The sequence below is a fragment of the Streptomyces sp. NPDC029216 genome, from assembly GCF_040648015.1.
Taxonomy (GTDB): Bacteria; Actinomycetota; Actinomycetes; order Streptomycetales; family Streptomycetaceae; genus Streptomyces.
On record NZ_JBEZWL010000065.1, the window covers coordinates 26,002 to 40,240 of the forward strand.

A 14,239-nucleotide genomic window follows, 5' to 3' on the forward strand; every position below is an offset into this window, starting at 1 on the left:
CCTGGGCGGGGACACCGACACGGTGGGCGCGGTGACCGGCGCCCGGTACGGGGAGCAGGCCCTCCCAGGCCACTGGACGGCCGGGCTGCACGTCCCGCTGCCGGGGTTCGGGGACCGTGTCCTGGACGCGGAGGACCTGCGCGGCCTGGCCGTGCGACTCGCCGCGGCGGGCACGCGCCGGCCCTCGGGGGCATGACCCGGATATCCCAGCCCCCGCGCCCCGTGGCGAGGCGGATCCTCATCAGAGGTCGAGGAGCCGCCACGCGGTGAGCGCGATCCTGGCTCGTGTCAGTCCCATGGGTTCGGTGAGTTCGATGTCCAGGGTCTTCGCGATCTGTTCGAGGCGGCGGGCGATGCTGCTGTGGTGCAGGTGGAGCAGGTCGGCGGCCCGGCGGAGGGAGCCGGTGGCGCAGTAGGTGTCCAGCGTCTCCAGGTCTTCCGGGTTGCCGGCGATGCGGGCGATGGCGGCCACGTCGTCGTTCTCCCTCGCGGTCTCCTGGGGCACCTCGGCCAGGAGCGCCAGCGCGCCCAAGTCGGCGTGGCGGATGACGGGTTCGCGCGGGGTCGTGAAGCGAAGGGCGGTGCGCGCCTCCCGCCAGGACCGGTCGGGGCTGTCGGCTGCGCCGATGCCCGCGCGTACGCCTGCCGGGAACCGCGCCGGGTCCACGAAGGTGGCCAGGATGACGCCGACGTCGGCGAGCGGTGCCGCCTTCACCTGGCGGCCCGGGCAGATCAGGCCGCCGATCCGGTCGAGCGGCAGCTGCGAGCGTACGGCGACGACGTGGAGGGGCAGTTCGGCGGCGAATCCCAGGAGCCGCAGGGCCCGGGCTCTGGCCGCGTCGTCGCCGTCTGAGCTGATCGCCAGTTCGACGAGGGCGGGGTCGGCCATGGTGGTGCGGGCCGGGCCGTACCGCTCGGCGACGGCCGCGGCGGCGATGGCGAGCCTGTCGAGGAGCACTTCGTCGAGCGGATTCGGCGGGCCGGGGCGTTCCAGCCACACCCTGCCGATCTCCTCCTCGTCGAGCGTGATCGGCGCTGTGGTGGACGCGGGTGCCGGCGGGGCGGACGCCGGCCTGCCGTCGGGCGAGACGCGGGTCGCCCGCCCCGTGCCGTGGAGCCGTATCCCGGCCACGCACTCGGCCAGGCCCGCCGAGGCCCGGGCGAGCGCCGGGAGATCCACCCGTCGGCGCATCAGCGTGTCGTAGAACGCGACGATGCGCATCGCCCCGTCGACGTACGGATCCAGTCCCGACAGCCGAACGGCCAGTGCCTCCATGGCAGAAGGATAGAAGGAGGGGGGTGCGCCGATCGGTGCGTGATCGGGGCGGGATGCGCGACGGATGGCGGGTGCCCCCCTGGGTGACGACCGTGAGGATGGTCGTCATGGATCCCGAACTCGAAGCATTCATCCCGTTTCTCCCGCGCCTCGACATGAACGACCCGGTCACCGCACGCAAGGACTTCGCCGAACGTGCGGCTGCGGCGTCGGCGCCGGACACCTCGGACATGGAGGTCGAGGACCGCACGGTGTCCGCCGATCCGGACGTGGCGGTCCGGGTCTACCGCCCGCACCGGGCACAGGGCGCCGTCGTCTGGCTGCACGGCGGCGGCGGAGTCTTCGGCGACCTGGACACCGAGCATCCGTGGGCCGCCCGGGTCGCGTCCCTTTCCGGGGCGGTGGTGATCTCGGTGGGCTACCGCTTGGCGCCCGAGGACCCGTTCCCGGCAGCCTTCGACGACGCCTACGCCGCACTGACCTGGACGGCCGAGCACGCGGACGAACTCGGCATCGACCCGGCGCGGATCGCGGTCGGGGGTCACAGCGCCGGAGCGAACCTCGCGGCCGCGGTGGCGTTGCGGGCGCGTGACGAGCAGGGACCGGCGATCCGCTTCCAACTGCTCAACCAGCCGGGGCTGGACGACCGGCAGGAGACTTGGTCGGCGCGGAACTTCACCGACACGCCCTGGTTCGACCGCGACAAGCTCGCCGCGGCGTGGCGGCACTACCTGGGCTCCCGGCCCGCCACACCGTACGCCGCCCCCGCGCGGGCCGCCGATCTGTCCGGGCTGCCACCGGCCTACATCGCCACCGCGGAGTTCTGTCCGAACCGCGACGAGGGCATCGCCTACGCGCTGCGACTGATGCAGGCGGGCGTGTCGGTCGAGCTCCACCAGTGGCCCGGCACCTTCCACGGATCGCAGGCGCTTCTGTTCGCCGAGGTCTCGCAGCGCCAGAACGCCGAACTCGGCGCCGCTCTGCGCCGCGCCCTGGCCCATTGATCCGTACACGTCGAAAGGCGCGGGGAGCGTCCCCGTCGCCTGCACTCATTGATCACGAAAGGACGGCTGTCTTGAATATCCGACTGGCGATGTGTGGAAGTGTGGCCGCGCTGAGCGTCTGCGCGGGCACGGTGGCGGCAGCTCCCGCACCCGATGAGGCACATTCCGTGGCGGCCGACGGCACGAGCCCGTCGTCCCCCTTCCGTCCCGCGGAGCTGAAGTCCGCCCTGGACGGTGTCCACCGCGCGGGGATACCGGGGGTGTACGCCGAGGTACGCGAGGGCGGCCGGACATGGCGCGGCGCTTCCGGGGTCGCCGATGTCACGACCGGCCGTCCCGTCACGCCCGACATGCGGCAGCGCGTCGGGAGCATCACCAAGACCTTCACCGCCGCTGCGGTCATGCAGCAGGTCGAGCAGGGCCGGATCCGGCTCGATGCGCCGATCGGTGACTACCTGCCGCAGCTGGTGCCGGGAGAGCGCGGCCGGAAGATCACGGTGCGGATGCTGCTCAACAACACCAGCGGCATCCCCGATTACATCCGATACGCGTTCCCGTCCCTCCAGACCGGCTCGCCCGAGAGCCTGGACGACAACCGGTTCAGGCAGTTCCGCCCGGCCGAGCTGATCGAGCTGGGGCTCAACGCGCCTCCCACCGGCGAGCCCGGAGGCCCCACAGGGGTGTACTCCAATACCAATTACCTGCTCCTCGGCCAGCTCCTGGAGCACGTGACCGGTATCCCGGCCGAGGAGTACATCACCCGGAACGTCATCGAGCGCGCCGGCCTCCGGCACACCGGGTTCCCGACCGGGACGCGGATCCAGGGGCCGCACTCACGGATGTACGAGGCCCTGTGGGGCCTGCTCGACCCGCCGCGCGACTACAGCGTCTACAACATGTCCTGGACGGGGACGGGGGCCGCCCTGGTGTCGACCACGGACGATCTCAACCGCTTCTACGGCAAGCTGCTCGACGGTAAGATCGTCAACCGGTCGTCGCTGGAGGAGATGCAGCGCACGGTCCCGGTCATCGCCCTGGACGGATCGACGATCCAGTACGGCCTCGGTCTGCATAAGGTCGACATCCCGGATTGCGGCACCTTCTGGGGTCACGACGGCACCGTCTGGGGGGCCGGGACGATCTCCCTGACCCGGGCCGACGGCAAACGCCAGATGTCGGTCGCGGTCAACCTCCAGAGGTGGAACACGCCGGACTCCTCGGGGAAGCCGCAGCACCACCCCATCGACGACGCGCTGAAGACGCTGTACGGGCAGGCGATGTGCGGCGACGGTCAGGCCGCGCGGCCGTAACCGTCCGAGGCCAGGGGGCGTCCCGTTCGGCGACTGTGTGGGGAGGTAGAAGTCCGTCACGGTGAGGACGACGGTCTGTCTTCCGGAGGCGTCGATCCGTACGGGGGCGGCCTCGCCCGTCGTCATTCCGTCGCTGCCGTTGCCGCTGCCCTCGCCGCCTTCCACGAGGAACGGGGCCGGTGGCGGTGCTCTGCTGCTTGCCCGGGGCGTCGAAGGAGACCCAGCCCCCGGCCTACGCGGGCGAGGGCAGACACGTACTCGTCAAGACTGGGCTCGGCCTCGTTCTGCACAGCGAGTTCGAGCAGCCGAGCGCGGGTGCAGCCGGCCTTCAGCAGCGCGTTGACGTCGATGGCGTCCCGGGCTTCGGCGCGGCCGAAAAGAGCCCCGGTCTTGGCCGCGGCGAGGTCGTCGAGGTGGAGGACCGGGCCGAGGTCCGGGATCTCCGACATCCAGGCGTGGCTCACCGGTCCGGCCGTCGGCTGCCGTGGGTCCCGTCTGCTGCCCGTCGTGGCGAACGGCTCCCCCGTCATCGGCCAGTACCGCCTCCGTCCGGACGGAACCGGCTACGAGCCCTGGGCGCTGCAGGTCGTCGAGTTCTCCGGCGACCGCATCGTCGGCATCACCGCCTTCCGCGACACCGCATACCTCTTCCCTCTCTTCAACCTGCCGGACCGCCTGGGCGAGGACGCCGGCCTCGGCGTTCCGGCCTGATCACTTGCCGCCGTCCTCGGCGAGGGCGTGAACGACGAGGTCGTTGGCGCGCCGTTCGGTCCGGGTGGCGGCCAAACGGGCCGTGACCGCCGCCAGCCACAGAAGGCCGAGACCGGCGCCGGCGGTGAAAGCCAGTACGGAGGCGGCCGAGGCCGTGAACCCCGCGAGGACGACCACCGGCATGACGCGGGAAGCCAGGGCCCAGCCCCGCAGGCCCCGGACGGCGAGCGGACGGGCCAGGACGACGAACGCGGCGCACAGGGAGAGGTAACCGACCATGCCGCCGAACATGTGGACGGCGCCGTGCCCGCTCATCACGGTCGCCTCGGGCGCGCCGGCGGGGAAGCCCGCGCCGGCGTCGGCGGGGAAGATCGCGGCGGCCCAGAAGGAGACGGCGAAGATGCCGACCAGGACCGGGCCCGAGGTCTCACCCGGTGCGCCGCGCAGCACGCGCCGCAGTCCCGTCGCGGGAGGCTCCGTTGCTCTTGGTCCGCGCCACCGGCCACTCCCGGCCCTGCCACGCGGCAGGCGCTGAGCAGCCAACACTCTTGACAGCCCAGTTAGTTAGGCTCCATATTATCTACATGGACGCACAGAAGGCCCCGGCCGAGGAGGCCCCGACGCTGGATCAGGCCAGGCGCCAGATCCGGCGCTACGGCCTCGAGTCCGACCCGCAGGCCGTACTGGTCGCGGTGCGCCTGATGGCCGCGGGGGCCCGGCTCGGCCAGGCGAGCGAGGTTCATTTCTCCCGGTTCGGGCTGTCCACCGGCCGCTACCGCCTTCTCGCGGACCTGGAGGACAGCGAGGGCGAGAAGTCGCCCTCGCTCCTGGCCGCCAGCCTCGGCGTCTCCCGCGCGACGGTCAGCGGGCTCATCGACTCCCTGGAGAAGGACGGACTGGTTCTTCGGCGTCCGTCCGCGCAGGACGGACGCGCCTCGGTGGTCGTCCTCACCGCTCGCGGCGCACGGAAGCTGCGTGACCTGGCCCCCGACCACTTCCGCCGCCTTCAGGCCATGGTGGCCGACCTGAGCGTCGAGGAGCGGACCGTCTTCCTCGACCTGCTCTCCCGGGTCACTCGGGGCATCGGCGTGCTGACCGACCAGTAGTCACCGCCAACACGCCGCCCAAAGCCCCCGCGGATTCAAGGAGTTCACAGGATACGCAGGTTCGCACGCCCATGTAGTTAGGCACCTAATTATCAGCGATCCAAGCAACAGACAAGCGAGAGGCCATCGTGGGCAGACGAAGAAGCATCCCCTCCGCCGAGGAACGCACCCCGCCGCGCTTCACCCTGTGGCGCGAAGTGCTGGTGGCCTACGCCGCTCCCGCTCTGACCGCCGGCGCCGGGGGACTCGTCTCGGGGCAGCAGGACCTGACCGTCGCCGCGCTCACCTCCATCGCGGGCACCTCGGCGCTCGTGGCCGCCCTCACCGGCGCCCGACTCCAGCATTCCGGCATCCGTCCCCGCTGGGCCGCCTCCCTGCCGAAGGCCGTACTGGCGGCAGGGGCAGGGCTGGTGGCGGCAGCCGTCGCGGCAGGGGCCGCGCACCTCGCCCTCAAGGGCCTGGCCGTATGGCCGGCGCCGTTCCTGTCCGGCACGCCGTGGCCCGGCCGCCTCCCACTGGACCTGCCGCTGTCCGCGGCACTCGCCGCCACCATCACCACCTGGCGCTGGCGCGGGGCCACCCGCGTCACCCGCGTCACCCACTGAACTCCTTCACCGCATCCGCCACATCGGTGGGCCCCTGCGCGATACGCACGCGGGCCCCAAAGGAAGGACACGGAATGATCGTCGTCATGGGCGCCACCGGAGCGACCGGAAGCGCCCTCCTGCACCGTCTGACCGAACTCGGAATACGCACGCGGGCACTGAGCCGCAACCCCGGTCGGCTCCGCACCCGACTCGACAGCACCACCCTCTCGCGGACCGAAGTCCTGGCCGCTGACGCCGCCGACCCCGCGTCCCTGCGGGCCGCGTTCACCGGCGCGACCCAGCTCTTCCTCACCATGGCCAACGGCCCCGCCCAGGTCGCCCTGGAGACCGACGTGATCGCGGCAGCCGTCGAGAGCGGCATCGGGCACATCGTCAAACTCTCCGCCCCCGGCGCCGGCCCCGACTCTCCCGTGGCCATCGCCCGCGGACACCACACCATCGAGGTGGCCCTCCGGAGCTCGGGTCCCACCTGCACCGTCCTGCGCCCTTACGCGTTCATGCAGAAACTGCTCCTCCTCGCACCCGGGGTCGCTGCGGGCGGCATCATCCACGGCGCCATGGCGGACGCGGCCTGCAACTACATCGACTGCCGCGACATCGCCGACGTGGCGGCGGCCGCGCTGACCCGCCCCGAGATCGCCGGGCACACCTACACCCTCACCGGCGACCGGACCTACAGCCACCCCCAGCTCGCCGACCTGCTCGGCAGCCTGCTGGAACGCGACGTCCAGTACGTCGACCTGCCGGGCACGGACCTGCACCGCCACCTCACCGGCACAGCCCGCATGCCCGGCTGGCTGGCCTCCCACATCGTCGAGATCCAGCACATGGCCACCACCCACCTCGAAGAGCCCGACGACACCGTCACCCGCATACTCGGTCGGCCGCCCCGGACCCTCGAAACCTTCCTCCACGAGCACCTCGACCTCTTCCGAGGAGCACCGAGACCCCGGATCTGATCACCATGAACGGCGAGCGAGTGCTCGGGATACCGCCACGCCGGGACCCTGGACGGAGCCCGAGTTGCCTTTCGAGCCGCCGGAGCCATAGCTGATCGTTCTAGTTGCGAGATGTACGAAGTCTTGGACTTGTGGCGGGGCTCCCGAAAGCCTTGAGGCCATGGGGGACACGACACACCGGAGACCAGCGGCGGACATCAAAGCCGCGATCGCGCCTCGCCCTGAGGCCGATTGCGGGAGCGGTTCCCGCCATCCGCTCTTCAACGTAGGCCCGGGTCAGGACGGCCACGGGCCCGGCTCGGGAGCCCGGTTGGGTTACCGGAGGTGCGCCCCGGCCGTAGCCGGGGTGGACTTCCAGCAGAGAGCGCGGGCCTGCGATCCGTGCAGAGTCCCGCCTACACGATGGGGCCGGGCCGCCGCCATGCTCCGCACCACCGCCGCACCACCCAGGCAGCCCAGGCGACCCAGGCAGCCGAACCCCCGGCCGGGGGGTGACGGCTGCGGCTGCCGGGTGCGGGAGGCGGCCTCGGCCGGTGCCGTCGGCGCCGGCCCGCGCGGCGTCGCGGTGGGCCCCCGCCGGTCAGGCGAACCGATATTGGTGACGTTGTGCCACGTGCCGGCGGGTACGAAGATCGCCCAGCCGTCCTCGACCTCCCGGTCGTAGTCGAGCCGGTCCTTCGTGCTGCCCATCTGGACGCGGCCCCGGCCTGCGTCGAGCCGGAGGAACTGGTCGGTCTCCGGGTGCGCCTCCAGGCCGATGTCCTCACCCACCGGGATCGACATCAGGGTCAGCTGAAGGTACTTCCCTGACCAGGCGACCGCGCGGTAGTCCGTGTTCTCGAGCGTCGCCTCCTCGAGGTCGAAGCTGTGCGGTTCCGGCCCGATGTCCTTGATGGTCATACTCTCTCCCGGTCGACGAAGGCTGCACGCGGTACACGATCTCGGTCTTGTGCCCGCCCACGTCGACATTCTCAGAGCCATGGGCTCTTGTGGCCGCAAGCACGCGAGCCGCTACCGCACGAACGGCCGCGATCCGTTGCCGCATTCCGCCGTGCGTCCGGTCGCGCAGCCGAACGTCACGACCGGCAGGAAGCCGGCGAACAGAACGATGGCGGACCCCTCAGGCCGGGCGAGGCGACGACGGCCGGGGGCGATAGGCCATCACTCATTTAGTCCCTTTTCTCCGGTTTATTTGCTATTGCTGTGAAATATGCGCAAGTCATGGTGGATGACGATGCATCATCACCTCCGGCGGGGAGTCGCCTCCTCCTCGCCCAGGGCGAGCCCGGCGGCGCCGGAGCAGGCAGGAACGTGCAGCCCTGAGCAGTCATCGTCGCGGGCGCTCGGGATCCTCCTTCCGGAGGACCAGGCATCGAAGCAACAAGAAAGGTCCTGCTATGGCGTTGGACGTCATCCGGTCGGCTCCGCCCGACACAAGCCCTTATCGCAGTCTGCTCAGACAGGGAGCCTTTGCCCTGCTCCCCGCAGCGCTCCTGGCATCGGCCGCCCTGGTCCCGAACGTCGCTTACGCCGCGGAATCCACCGTGGGACTGGGGACCGCCACCAGTTACGCGGTCCTGGCCGGTTCGACGATCACCAACACGAACCCCACCGTCATCAATGGCGACCTGGGGCTTTACCCGGGCACATCGGTGACCGGCTTCCCCCCCGGCATCATCAACGGAGTCAAACGCGTATTCCCCAACGCCGCCGCCGGTCAGGCGAAGTCCGACCTCGTCGTCGCATACGACGACGCGGCAGGCCGGGGGCCCGGAACCGTGCTCGCTTCGGCCGAGATCGGCGGACTGACCCTGGCGCCCGGCGTCTATACGGCCCCGTCGTTCGTGCAGCTCACCGGGACGGTCACACTCGACGGTAAGAACGACCCCGCCTCCGTCTTCATCTTCCGGATCCCCTCGACCCTGACCACGGCTCCGGCGAGTGTCGTCAGCTTCATCAACGGAGCAAGCGCCTGCAACGTGTTCTGGCAGGTGGGCAGTTCCGCCACCATCGACACGACCACCCAGTTCAAGGGCAACATCCTGGCCCTGGAATCCATCACGCTGAACAACAGCGCCGTGATCGAAGGCCGTGCCCTGGCGCGTAATGGCGCGGTCACGATGGACAACAACACCATTACGAGGCCGGACTGCGCCGTTGGCCCACCCGGACCTCCCGGCCCCACCGGCGCGACCGGCGCGACCGGCCCGACCGGCGCCGCCGGCCCGACCGGCGCCGCCGGCCCGACCGGCGCCACCGGCTCTCCCGGACCTACCGGCTCCCCGGGACCCACGGGCAGCGCCGGCCCCACGGGTAGCCCCGGTGCCACCGGCTCCGCGGGACCCACCGGCGCTCCCGGACCTACCGGCTCCCCGGGACCCACGGGCAGCGCCGGCCCCACGGGCAGCGCCGGCCCCACGGGTAGCCCCGGTGCCACCGGCTCCCCGGGACCCACCGGCTCCCCCGGACCCACCGGCTCTCGCGGCCCCACGGGTAGCCCCGGTGTCACCGGCTCCCCCGGACCGACCGGCAGCCCCGGACCCACGGGCAGCCCCGGACCCAAGGGAAGCCCCGGTGCCCCCGGCCCCACCGGTCCTGCAGGACCTGCAGGACCTGTCGGACCGACCGGGCCTGCAGGACCCAAGGGGCCTCGCGGTGACAAGGGCGAGAAGGGCCACCACGACCACGGCCACGACCACGACGGCGGCCACGACGGCGGCCACGACCAGGACGGCGACCACGACCACGACGGCAACCACGACCACGACAAGGGCGAGGACGGTCAGGACGGCCGCGACGAGGGCAAACCACCGTGGGCCGACGTCATGCCAAACCACCCAGACGGTGGTCCCGGCCAGGCGGCCAAAAACGTCAACTTCGCCCCCGTGAGCGCCGCCACCGGCCAGCAGCCGACGGCGGCCGGCTCAACCGGCGGGACCGGCATCATGGCCGCCTCTGCGGCAGTGCTGGCATTCGTCGGAGGCACGCTCCTCTTCGCCAGGAAGAGAATCCGGCGGGGTACGACAACTCGACAGGGCTAGCCCCGCCGCGGACGTGGCGTCCTCACGCCCCTGACCCTTCGGTCCCGGCCACTCGGGGGACCGGCGCGTGTTCCACCCTCCCGTCACCGACGGCAGGGTACGCATCGGCGGCAGGGGCTGAAGCCCGATCCAGCACGTAGGACGTCCCGTTCGCCGTTCGGCCGCCGGGCTCCTGGACACCTCGTCCAGGAGCCCGGCGCGCTCGCGAGTGATCAGCTCCGCGTACGGCACTCGCGTCATCGACGTCACCCTCGTCGTCATCGCGTGCTCACGCAACGAGCGTCCGGCTTCACCGGCACACTGGCCGACGGCATCATCGTTCCGGTCGGCGAAGAGCGGGAGGTTCCGGGCCGTCGTACGCCTTGACGGCTTCGTCGATGAGACGCCGGGTACTGTCCGGGCTCAGTGCCTGGGCCTGCAAGTGCGCATACATCTTCCTGTAGAGCAGCACGTCGGAAGGTTTCTCCAGATACAGGTCGCTGGTGAACCGTTCCAGATACACCACGCTCACATCGGTGGCGTCGGAGAACTCGAGCAGCGAGAACTGCCCCAAGACGCCCGGGTGCGCTCCTACATCGTGGGGGAGGACCTGCACGGTGATGTGCGGCTGGCCACCGAGACGGTTCAGGTGGTCCAGCTGCTCGCGCATGACCTCACGGCTGCCTACGACGCGCCGTAGTGCGGATTCGTCCAGTACGGCCCATAAGCGCAGCGGGTCGCGGGGGGCACCAAGCCGGTCCTGGCGCCGCAGTCGCACCTGGAGGCGTGCGGCGGCCTGTTCGGCCGTGGCATGAGGGATCGTTCCTGCGATGACCGCCCGGGCATAGTCGGGGGTCTGCAGCAGGCCGGGGATCACCAGCGGCTCGTAGAGCCGGATCGCGGCCGCCTCGGCCTCCAGGCCGATGCAGGGGCCGTAGGGGATGTCGCCGTAGGCGTTCCACCAACCCTGCTGACCCGATTCCCGGGCCAGCCGCAGCAGTCGGTCCACACTCCGCTGGTCCTGGACTCCGTACAGGCGGCAGAGATCGCGCACATCGCGCGGCTTGACGAGGCGGCGACCGTTCTCCAGCAGGCTGATCTTGGGCTGGGAGATCAGCAGGTGCTCCGCCACCTGCTGTGTCGTCATACCGCTGCTCTCCCGGAGCCTGCGGAGCTCCGACCCCAGGCGGCGCCTGCTGACGGTGGGATTGGCAGTGACGCCCACGGGACGCTTACCTCCGCTCGAAAAACATGCACAGTCGAGCAGATTGACACGGTCGGATCGAGAGAATCCGCTTTGACGGCGTGTCGTGCACGGTGAGGGCGAGGGCCACGCCGCCCGTCTCCGGGATGACCACGGTTCCCTGCAGGAGCACCGCCCCGGAACCGCCGTGTGATGCCGGCGTCGACGTCGACCGGGCCTCGCTTCGCCGTCGACGTGATGCAGACCGTCGCTGTGCGTGTCAGCGTGATCAGAGAGGGATGTCCGTACCCCGTAGAGAGAGGAGACGCCGTCATGGACGGTAGGCAGGACAAGCGTCAGGAGCCGGGCAAGGGCAGCGAGGCGCAGGAACACCGTCGCCCCGGGGACCCCGCGCAGCCCCAGCCGGGCAGGCAGTCCCGCGAGAGGGGACAGAAGCCCGGCCGGAAGGAGACCTCGCGCCGCAGCGAGAACGACCTGCTGCGCGAAGAGGACCTGCACGACGAAGGGCTCTGACCAGAGCACCGCTCGCCCGCAGCCCGCTCGCCCGGAGCCCGCCGGCTCCGCCGCCCGTGGGAAATCACCTGGTCACGACGGTCAGGGTCCGTCGAACAGGAGTACTGTTAAAGCACTGGGAGCACTTCGCACACCGGCTTTCACGCGGGTGTCGTTTCCGGCGATCGCCTCAAGACCGGGCTGCCGACGAGCAGCCCGGGGGCAGGTCCGCATCATGACCACCACCCTCGACCGGACCGCGTCCCGCGACCTCGCCGCAGAGCTCCCGGCCCGCTTGTCCCTCACCCCGAAGACCACGCTCGCCGGCCGGCTGGACGGGGCCTGGTGGCCCCGCTCCCGCGACCTCGAGGCCGAGCTCCCCCCGCTCGCCGCCGCCCTGGAGGAACCCTGGGGACGCGTCACCCGCGTCACCGTCAACCCCACCCGCTGGCCCGTCGTCCCGCACAAGGTCACATGGGACGGGCGCACGCTGCACGTGGGCTGGTTCACCGAACAGGACCCCGACAAGCTGATCCTGCTCTCCTACACCGTCGGCCGCTGGGACCTCCTGGTGATCCCGCCCGAAACCGAGCCCGCCGCCGCGGCCCGGCTGATGGCCGCCGCCGCGATCCCGGGCAGCGTCTTCACCGCCGGTGTCCTCATGGCCAACGAGACCGTCATCGGGCGCGGCTTCCGCGACGCCCGCCGCCCGGAGGCCCTCTGGGAGAGCGAAGGCGGGGCCTGCATGTCCCCCTTCGGGAACCGGATGTCCGGAAACGGCTGGAGGTGAGCTTCGTGGAGACCCTCGTCCTCGTCGGGGTGATCATCCTCGCGATTGCCGTCGGAGCGCGCTGGATCCATCTGCTGAACGCCCAGCACGACGCGCGGATCGCGGTCTACCACTTCAGCGACCCCCTGCCGAGGCCTCCCGGCCTGCCGGACGACACCGGACGGGGAACAGATCTTCCTCCGGCCGGGGGCAGCGGCCGGGGTGCCCCGGCACCCCGACCCGTCGACCGCGGTACCCACTCCGACGAGACCTGAGAAGCCGGACACGCGAAAGGACGCGGTCATGGCCACGTTGCGCGAACGCAAGACCTACCGCGATCAGGTGCTCCAGGTCCTGTACGGAGCCGTCGAAGGCAACCGCCTCCTCGGCATCACCGGAGCACAGCTGCGGCGCGGCCTGCACGTGCCGGAACAGGACCTGGCCGCCGCCTGCACCTACCTGGTGGGCGAAGGGCTGGTCACCGTCGACTGGGATCCCGGCAACACCCCCGCGATGGTCACCCTCACCCACGAGGGGATCCGGCACATGGAGGCCGAGGAGGAAGGGACGGACCCGGGCCCGGCCGGGCCGGTTCGTTGCGGACGTTTCACCTGAGCGGGCGGTGGCGGGCGGAGTGGCGGGTGCGCAGGGCCATGTAGTGGACGGCTGCCACGAGTACCACGATGCCGATGAACAGCAGGAAGAGCAGTCCGTGCACGGTGGCACCGATGATGCCCACTCGTGACGATCGTGCGGCGGGAGTCAGACCTTCTCGGCCGTCACGCGCGGGTGTCCGGTGGTGAGCATGGTGATGTCCTCGATGCCGGACGTCAGGATCGTGACTCGACCCGGCTGGGCGAGGGCGGTGGCGCAGAGCACGGCGTCGATGGCGTACTTGTGGCCGTGGAGGCCGGCTGTGCGCAACAAGGCTGCGGCGGACTGGGCGAGGGCCTGGGTGACCGGCTCGACCCGCAGTCGCGAGAGCGTCCATTTCAGAGCGGCGTCGTTGATCCTGGGGTGGATCACCTCGACGAGGACTGCGGCCGAGGTGATCACCGGAAGGTCGGCGTCGCGGGCGGCGGCGAGCCACTCGTGAACCTCCCGGTCGCGCTGCACGACCTTGGCCAGGCCCTCGCTGTCCAGGATGAGGGCACCGCTCACTCGGCGGCCCCAGCCTCGGAGGCAGCGCCGCCGGTGAGCTTGGCCCGCTTGGCAGCCACGGCCTCAGCATCGGCCGGACCGTTGGCCCCGTCGAAGTCGGCGATCAGCTCGTCCAGGTTGTCGCGCTCGATCTGCCGTTGTGCCGCCCTCTCCAGGTACGCGGACACGCCCCGCTTGCCGACCCGCTCGCGGATCGCTTGCAGGGTGCCGGCGGTCAGGGAGACGGAGATGCCGCTGCTGGGGCCGTCGCCGGGAGGAAAGCTGGTGTCGTCGTCAACCATGACAGCAGTATGGCATTTCGAATGCTATACGGCGAGCTCCTTGTCGATGGCGGCCCTCGGGGGTTTCCCGAGCAGGGTGGTGTTCGTCGAGAGGTTGCGCCTAACTGATCATTTCAGAATGAGGTTCGTAGGCGGCGAAGGCATATGAGGCTGCAGGCCAGTTCGAGCAGGCCCTGATGGAGATCTGCGCGCCGTTCGTAGCGGATGCGGAGCCGTTTGAACTGGTGCAGCCAGGCGAAGGCGCGCTCGACCACCCAGCGCACCTTGCCCAGTCCGGAGCCGTGGTCGACGCCGCGTCGGGCGATCACGGGTTTGATGCCGCGCTTCCACAGCAGGCG

The 14,239-nt window shown here is 70.8% G+C and carries 18 protein-coding genes and 3 pseudogenes; 12 read left to right on the forward strand and 9 right to left on the reverse strand.

What is annotated here, in order from left to right; all coding sequences use genetic code 11:
* Nucleotide 1 precedes the first annotated feature (1 nt).
* A pseudogene (locus AB0F18_RS22755) lies at nt 2–196 on the forward strand (ADP-ribosylglycohydrolase family protein); the annotation flags it as partial.
* Between the two features lie 45 nt (nt 197–241).
* On the opposite strand, the gene AB0F18_RS22760 reads toward AB0F18_RS22755, so the two are convergent.
* Nucleotides 242–1,276, reverse strand: coding sequence for a helix-turn-helix domain-containing protein (locus AB0F18_RS22760; RefSeq protein ID WP_362063455.1), 1,035 nt, complete (start codon nt 1,274–1,276; stop codon nt 242–244).
* Nucleotides 1,277–1,383: 107 nt separating this feature from the next.
* Between AB0F18_RS22760 and AB0F18_RS22765 the strand changes: the two genes are divergently transcribed.
* Both AB0F18_RS22765 and AB0F18_RS22770 read left to right on the forward strand, forming a co-directional pair.
* Nucleotides 1,384–2,280 (forward strand): alpha/beta hydrolase, encoded by an 897-nt coding sequence (locus tag AB0F18_RS22765; protein ID WP_362063457.1) that lies wholly within the window; start codon nt 1,384–1,386, stop codon nt 2,278–2,280.
* A gap of 215 nt (nt 2,281–2,495) precedes the next feature.
* Nucleotides 2,496–3,590: a serine hydrolase domain-containing protein gene (locus AB0F18_RS22770; RefSeq protein WP_362063491.1), complete on the forward strand. Its 1,095-nt coding sequence runs from the start codon at nt 2,496–2,498 to the stop codon at nt 3,588–3,590.
* Nucleotides 3,591–3,712: 122 nt separating this feature from the next.
* On the opposite strand, the gene AB0F18_RS22775 is transcribed toward AB0F18_RS22770, so the two are convergent.
* Nucleotides 3,713–4,039: a nucleotidyl transferase AbiEii/AbiGii toxin family protein gene (locus AB0F18_RS22775; protein ID WP_362063459.1), complete on the reverse strand. Its 327-nt coding sequence runs from the start codon at nt 4,037–4,039 to the stop codon at nt 3,713–3,715.
* On the opposite strand from AB0F18_RS22775, the pseudogene AB0F18_RS22780 reads away from it, so the two are divergent.
* Nucleotides 4,026–4,301 (forward strand): annotated as a pseudogene (locus AB0F18_RS22780) (RNA polymerase subunit sigma-70); the annotation flags it as partial. The gene AB0F18_RS22775 and the pseudogene AB0F18_RS22780 sit on opposite strands and share 14 nt — an antisense overlap.
* Here AB0F18_RS22780 and AB0F18_RS22785 read toward each other — a convergent pair.
* Nucleotides 4,302–4,769: pseudogene (locus tag AB0F18_RS22785) on the reverse strand (DUF998 domain-containing protein); the annotation flags it as partial. It abuts the pseudogene before it with no gap.
* A gap of 116 nt (nt 4,770–4,885) precedes the next feature.
* Here AB0F18_RS22785 and AB0F18_RS22790 point away from each other — a divergent pair.
* From AB0F18_RS22790 to AB0F18_RS22800, 3 genes are all read left to right on the forward strand, one after another.
* Complete coding sequence (locus AB0F18_RS22790) at nt 4,886–5,407, forward strand: MarR family transcriptional regulator (protein ID WP_362063461.1); 522 nt, start codon at nt 4,886–4,888, stop codon at nt 5,405–5,407.
* 128 nt (nt 5,408–5,535) lie between these two features.
* Nucleotides 5,536–6,012, forward strand: coding sequence for a hypothetical protein (locus AB0F18_RS22795; protein WP_362063463.1), 477 nt, complete (start codon nt 5,536–5,538; stop codon nt 6,010–6,012).
* A 74-nt stretch (nt 6,013–6,086) separates the two neighbouring features.
* Nucleotides 6,087–6,974 (forward strand): NmrA family NAD(P)-binding protein, encoded by an 888-nt coding sequence (locus tag AB0F18_RS22800; protein WP_362063465.1) that lies wholly within the window; start codon nt 6,087–6,089, stop codon nt 6,972–6,974.
* Nucleotides 6,975–7,289: 315 nt separating this feature from the next.
* Here the strand turns inward: AB0F18_RS22800 and AB0F18_RS22805 are convergent, their stop codons facing one another.
* A complete protein-coding gene (locus AB0F18_RS22805; RefSeq protein WP_362063467.1) occupies nt 7,290–7,874 on the reverse strand; it encodes a cupin domain-containing protein in 585 nt (194 codons plus the stop codon).
* 644 nt (nt 7,875–8,518) lie between these two features.
* Here AB0F18_RS22805 and AB0F18_RS22810 point away from each other — a divergent pair.
* A complete protein-coding gene (locus tag AB0F18_RS22810; RefSeq protein ID WP_362063469.1) occupies nt 8,519–10,015 on the forward strand; it encodes an ice-binding family protein in 1,497 nt (498 codons plus the stop codon).
* Nucleotides 10,016–10,328: 313 nt separating this feature from the next.
* On the opposite strand, the gene AB0F18_RS22815 is transcribed toward AB0F18_RS22810, so the two are convergent.
* Nucleotides 10,329–11,219 carry a helix-turn-helix transcriptional regulator gene (locus AB0F18_RS22815; protein ID WP_362063471.1) on the reverse strand — a complete coding sequence of 297 codons (891 nt, stop codon included), beginning with the start codon at nt 11,217–11,219 and terminating at the stop codon, nt 10,329–10,331.
* Between the two features lie 291 nt (nt 11,220–11,510).
* Here AB0F18_RS22815 and AB0F18_RS22820 point away from each other — a divergent pair, with 291 nt between their 5' ends.
* The 4 genes from AB0F18_RS22820 (at nt 11,511) to AB0F18_RS22835 (ending at nt 13,074) form a co-directional block, all read left to right on the forward strand.
* Nucleotides 11,511–11,711, forward strand: a complete 201-nt coding sequence (locus tag AB0F18_RS22820) for a hypothetical protein (protein WP_362063473.1) — start codon at nt 11,511–11,513, stop codon at nt 11,709–11,711.
* A 214-nt stretch (nt 11,712–11,925) separates the two neighbouring features.
* Nucleotides 11,926–12,480 carry a DUF5994 family protein gene (locus tag AB0F18_RS22825; protein WP_362063475.1) on the forward strand — a complete coding sequence of 185 codons (555 nt, stop codon included), beginning with the start codon at nt 11,926–11,928 and terminating at the stop codon, nt 12,478–12,480.
* 5 nt (nt 12,481–12,485) lie between these two features.
* Nucleotides 12,486–12,734: a hypothetical protein gene (locus AB0F18_RS22830; protein WP_362063477.1), complete on the forward strand. Its 249-nt coding sequence runs from the start codon at nt 12,486–12,488 to the stop codon at nt 12,732–12,734.
* A gap of 28 nt (nt 12,735–12,762) precedes the next feature.
* Nucleotides 12,763–13,074 carry a hypothetical protein gene (locus tag AB0F18_RS22835; RefSeq protein WP_362063479.1) on the forward strand — a complete coding sequence of 104 codons (312 nt, stop codon included), beginning with the start codon at nt 12,763–12,765 and terminating at the stop codon, nt 13,072–13,074.
* Here AB0F18_RS22835 and AB0F18_RS22840 read toward each other — a convergent pair.
* The 4 genes from AB0F18_RS22840 to AB0F18_RS22855 form a co-directional block, all read right to left on the reverse strand.
* Nucleotides 13,067–13,198 carry a hypothetical protein gene (locus tag AB0F18_RS22840; RefSeq protein WP_362063481.1) on the reverse strand — a complete coding sequence of 44 codons (132 nt, stop codon included), beginning with the start codon at nt 13,196–13,198 and terminating at the stop codon, nt 13,067–13,069. The two genes, AB0F18_RS22835 and AB0F18_RS22840, sit on opposite strands and share 8 nt — an antisense overlap.
* A gap of 23 nt (nt 13,199–13,221) precedes the next feature.
* Nucleotides 13,222–13,620 carry a DNA-binding protein gene (locus tag AB0F18_RS22845; protein WP_362063483.1) on the reverse strand — a complete coding sequence of 133 codons (399 nt, stop codon included), beginning with the start codon at nt 13,618–13,620 and terminating at the stop codon, nt 13,222–13,224.
* The gene (locus tag AB0F18_RS22850; RefSeq protein ID WP_362063485.1) at nt 13,617–13,901 is read right to left on the reverse strand and encodes a hypothetical protein; all 285 of its coding nucleotides are present in this window, start codon (nt 13,899–13,901) and stop codon (nt 13,617–13,619) included. The genes AB0F18_RS22845 and AB0F18_RS22850 overlap by 4 nt, the downstream gene beginning before the upstream one ends.
* Before the next feature lie 113 nt (nt 13,902–14,014).
* Nucleotides 14,015–14,239 (reverse strand): transposase (locus AB0F18_RS22855; protein ID WP_362063487.1); only part of this gene is annotated, 225 nt, incomplete at its 5' end.

Coding starts and splice junctions, on each gene's coding strand:
- AB0F18_RS22760 (WP_362063455.1), bottom strand. CDS start 1,276: ATGGAGGCACTGGCCGTTCGGCTGTCGGGACTGGATCCGTACGTCGAC.
- AB0F18_RS22765 (WP_362063457.1), top strand. CDS start 1,384: ATGGATCCCGAACTCGAAGCATTCATCCCGTTTCTCCCGCGCCTCGAC.
- AB0F18_RS22775 (WP_362063459.1), bottom strand. CDS start 4,039: ATGTCGGAGATCCCGGACCTCGGCCCGGTCCTCCACCTCGACGACCTC.
- AB0F18_RS22790 (WP_362063461.1), top strand. CDS start 4,886: ATGGACGCACAGAAGGCCCCGGCCGAGGAGGCCCCGACGCTGGATCAG.
- AB0F18_RS22800 (WP_362063465.1), top strand. CDS start 6,087: ATGATCGTCGTCATGGGCGCCACCGGAGCGACCGGAAGCGCCCTCCTG.
- AB0F18_RS22805 (WP_362063467.1), bottom strand. CDS start 7,874: ATGACCATCAAGGACATCGGGCCGGAACCGCACAGCTTCGACCTCGAG.
- AB0F18_RS22820 (WP_362063473.1), top strand. CDS start 11,511: ATGGACGGTAGGCAGGACAAGCGTCAGGAGCCGGGCAAGGGCAGCGAG.
- AB0F18_RS22825 (WP_362063475.1), top strand. CDS start 11,926: ATGACCACCACCCTCGACCGGACCGCGTCCCGCGACCTCGCCGCAGAG.
- AB0F18_RS22835 (WP_362063479.1), top strand. CDS start 12,763: ATGGCCACGTTGCGCGAACGCAAGACCTACCGCGATCAGGTGCTCCAG.
- AB0F18_RS22850 (WP_362063485.1), bottom strand. CDS start 13,901: ATGGTTGACGACGACACCAGCTTTCCTCCCGGCGACGGCCCCAGCAGC.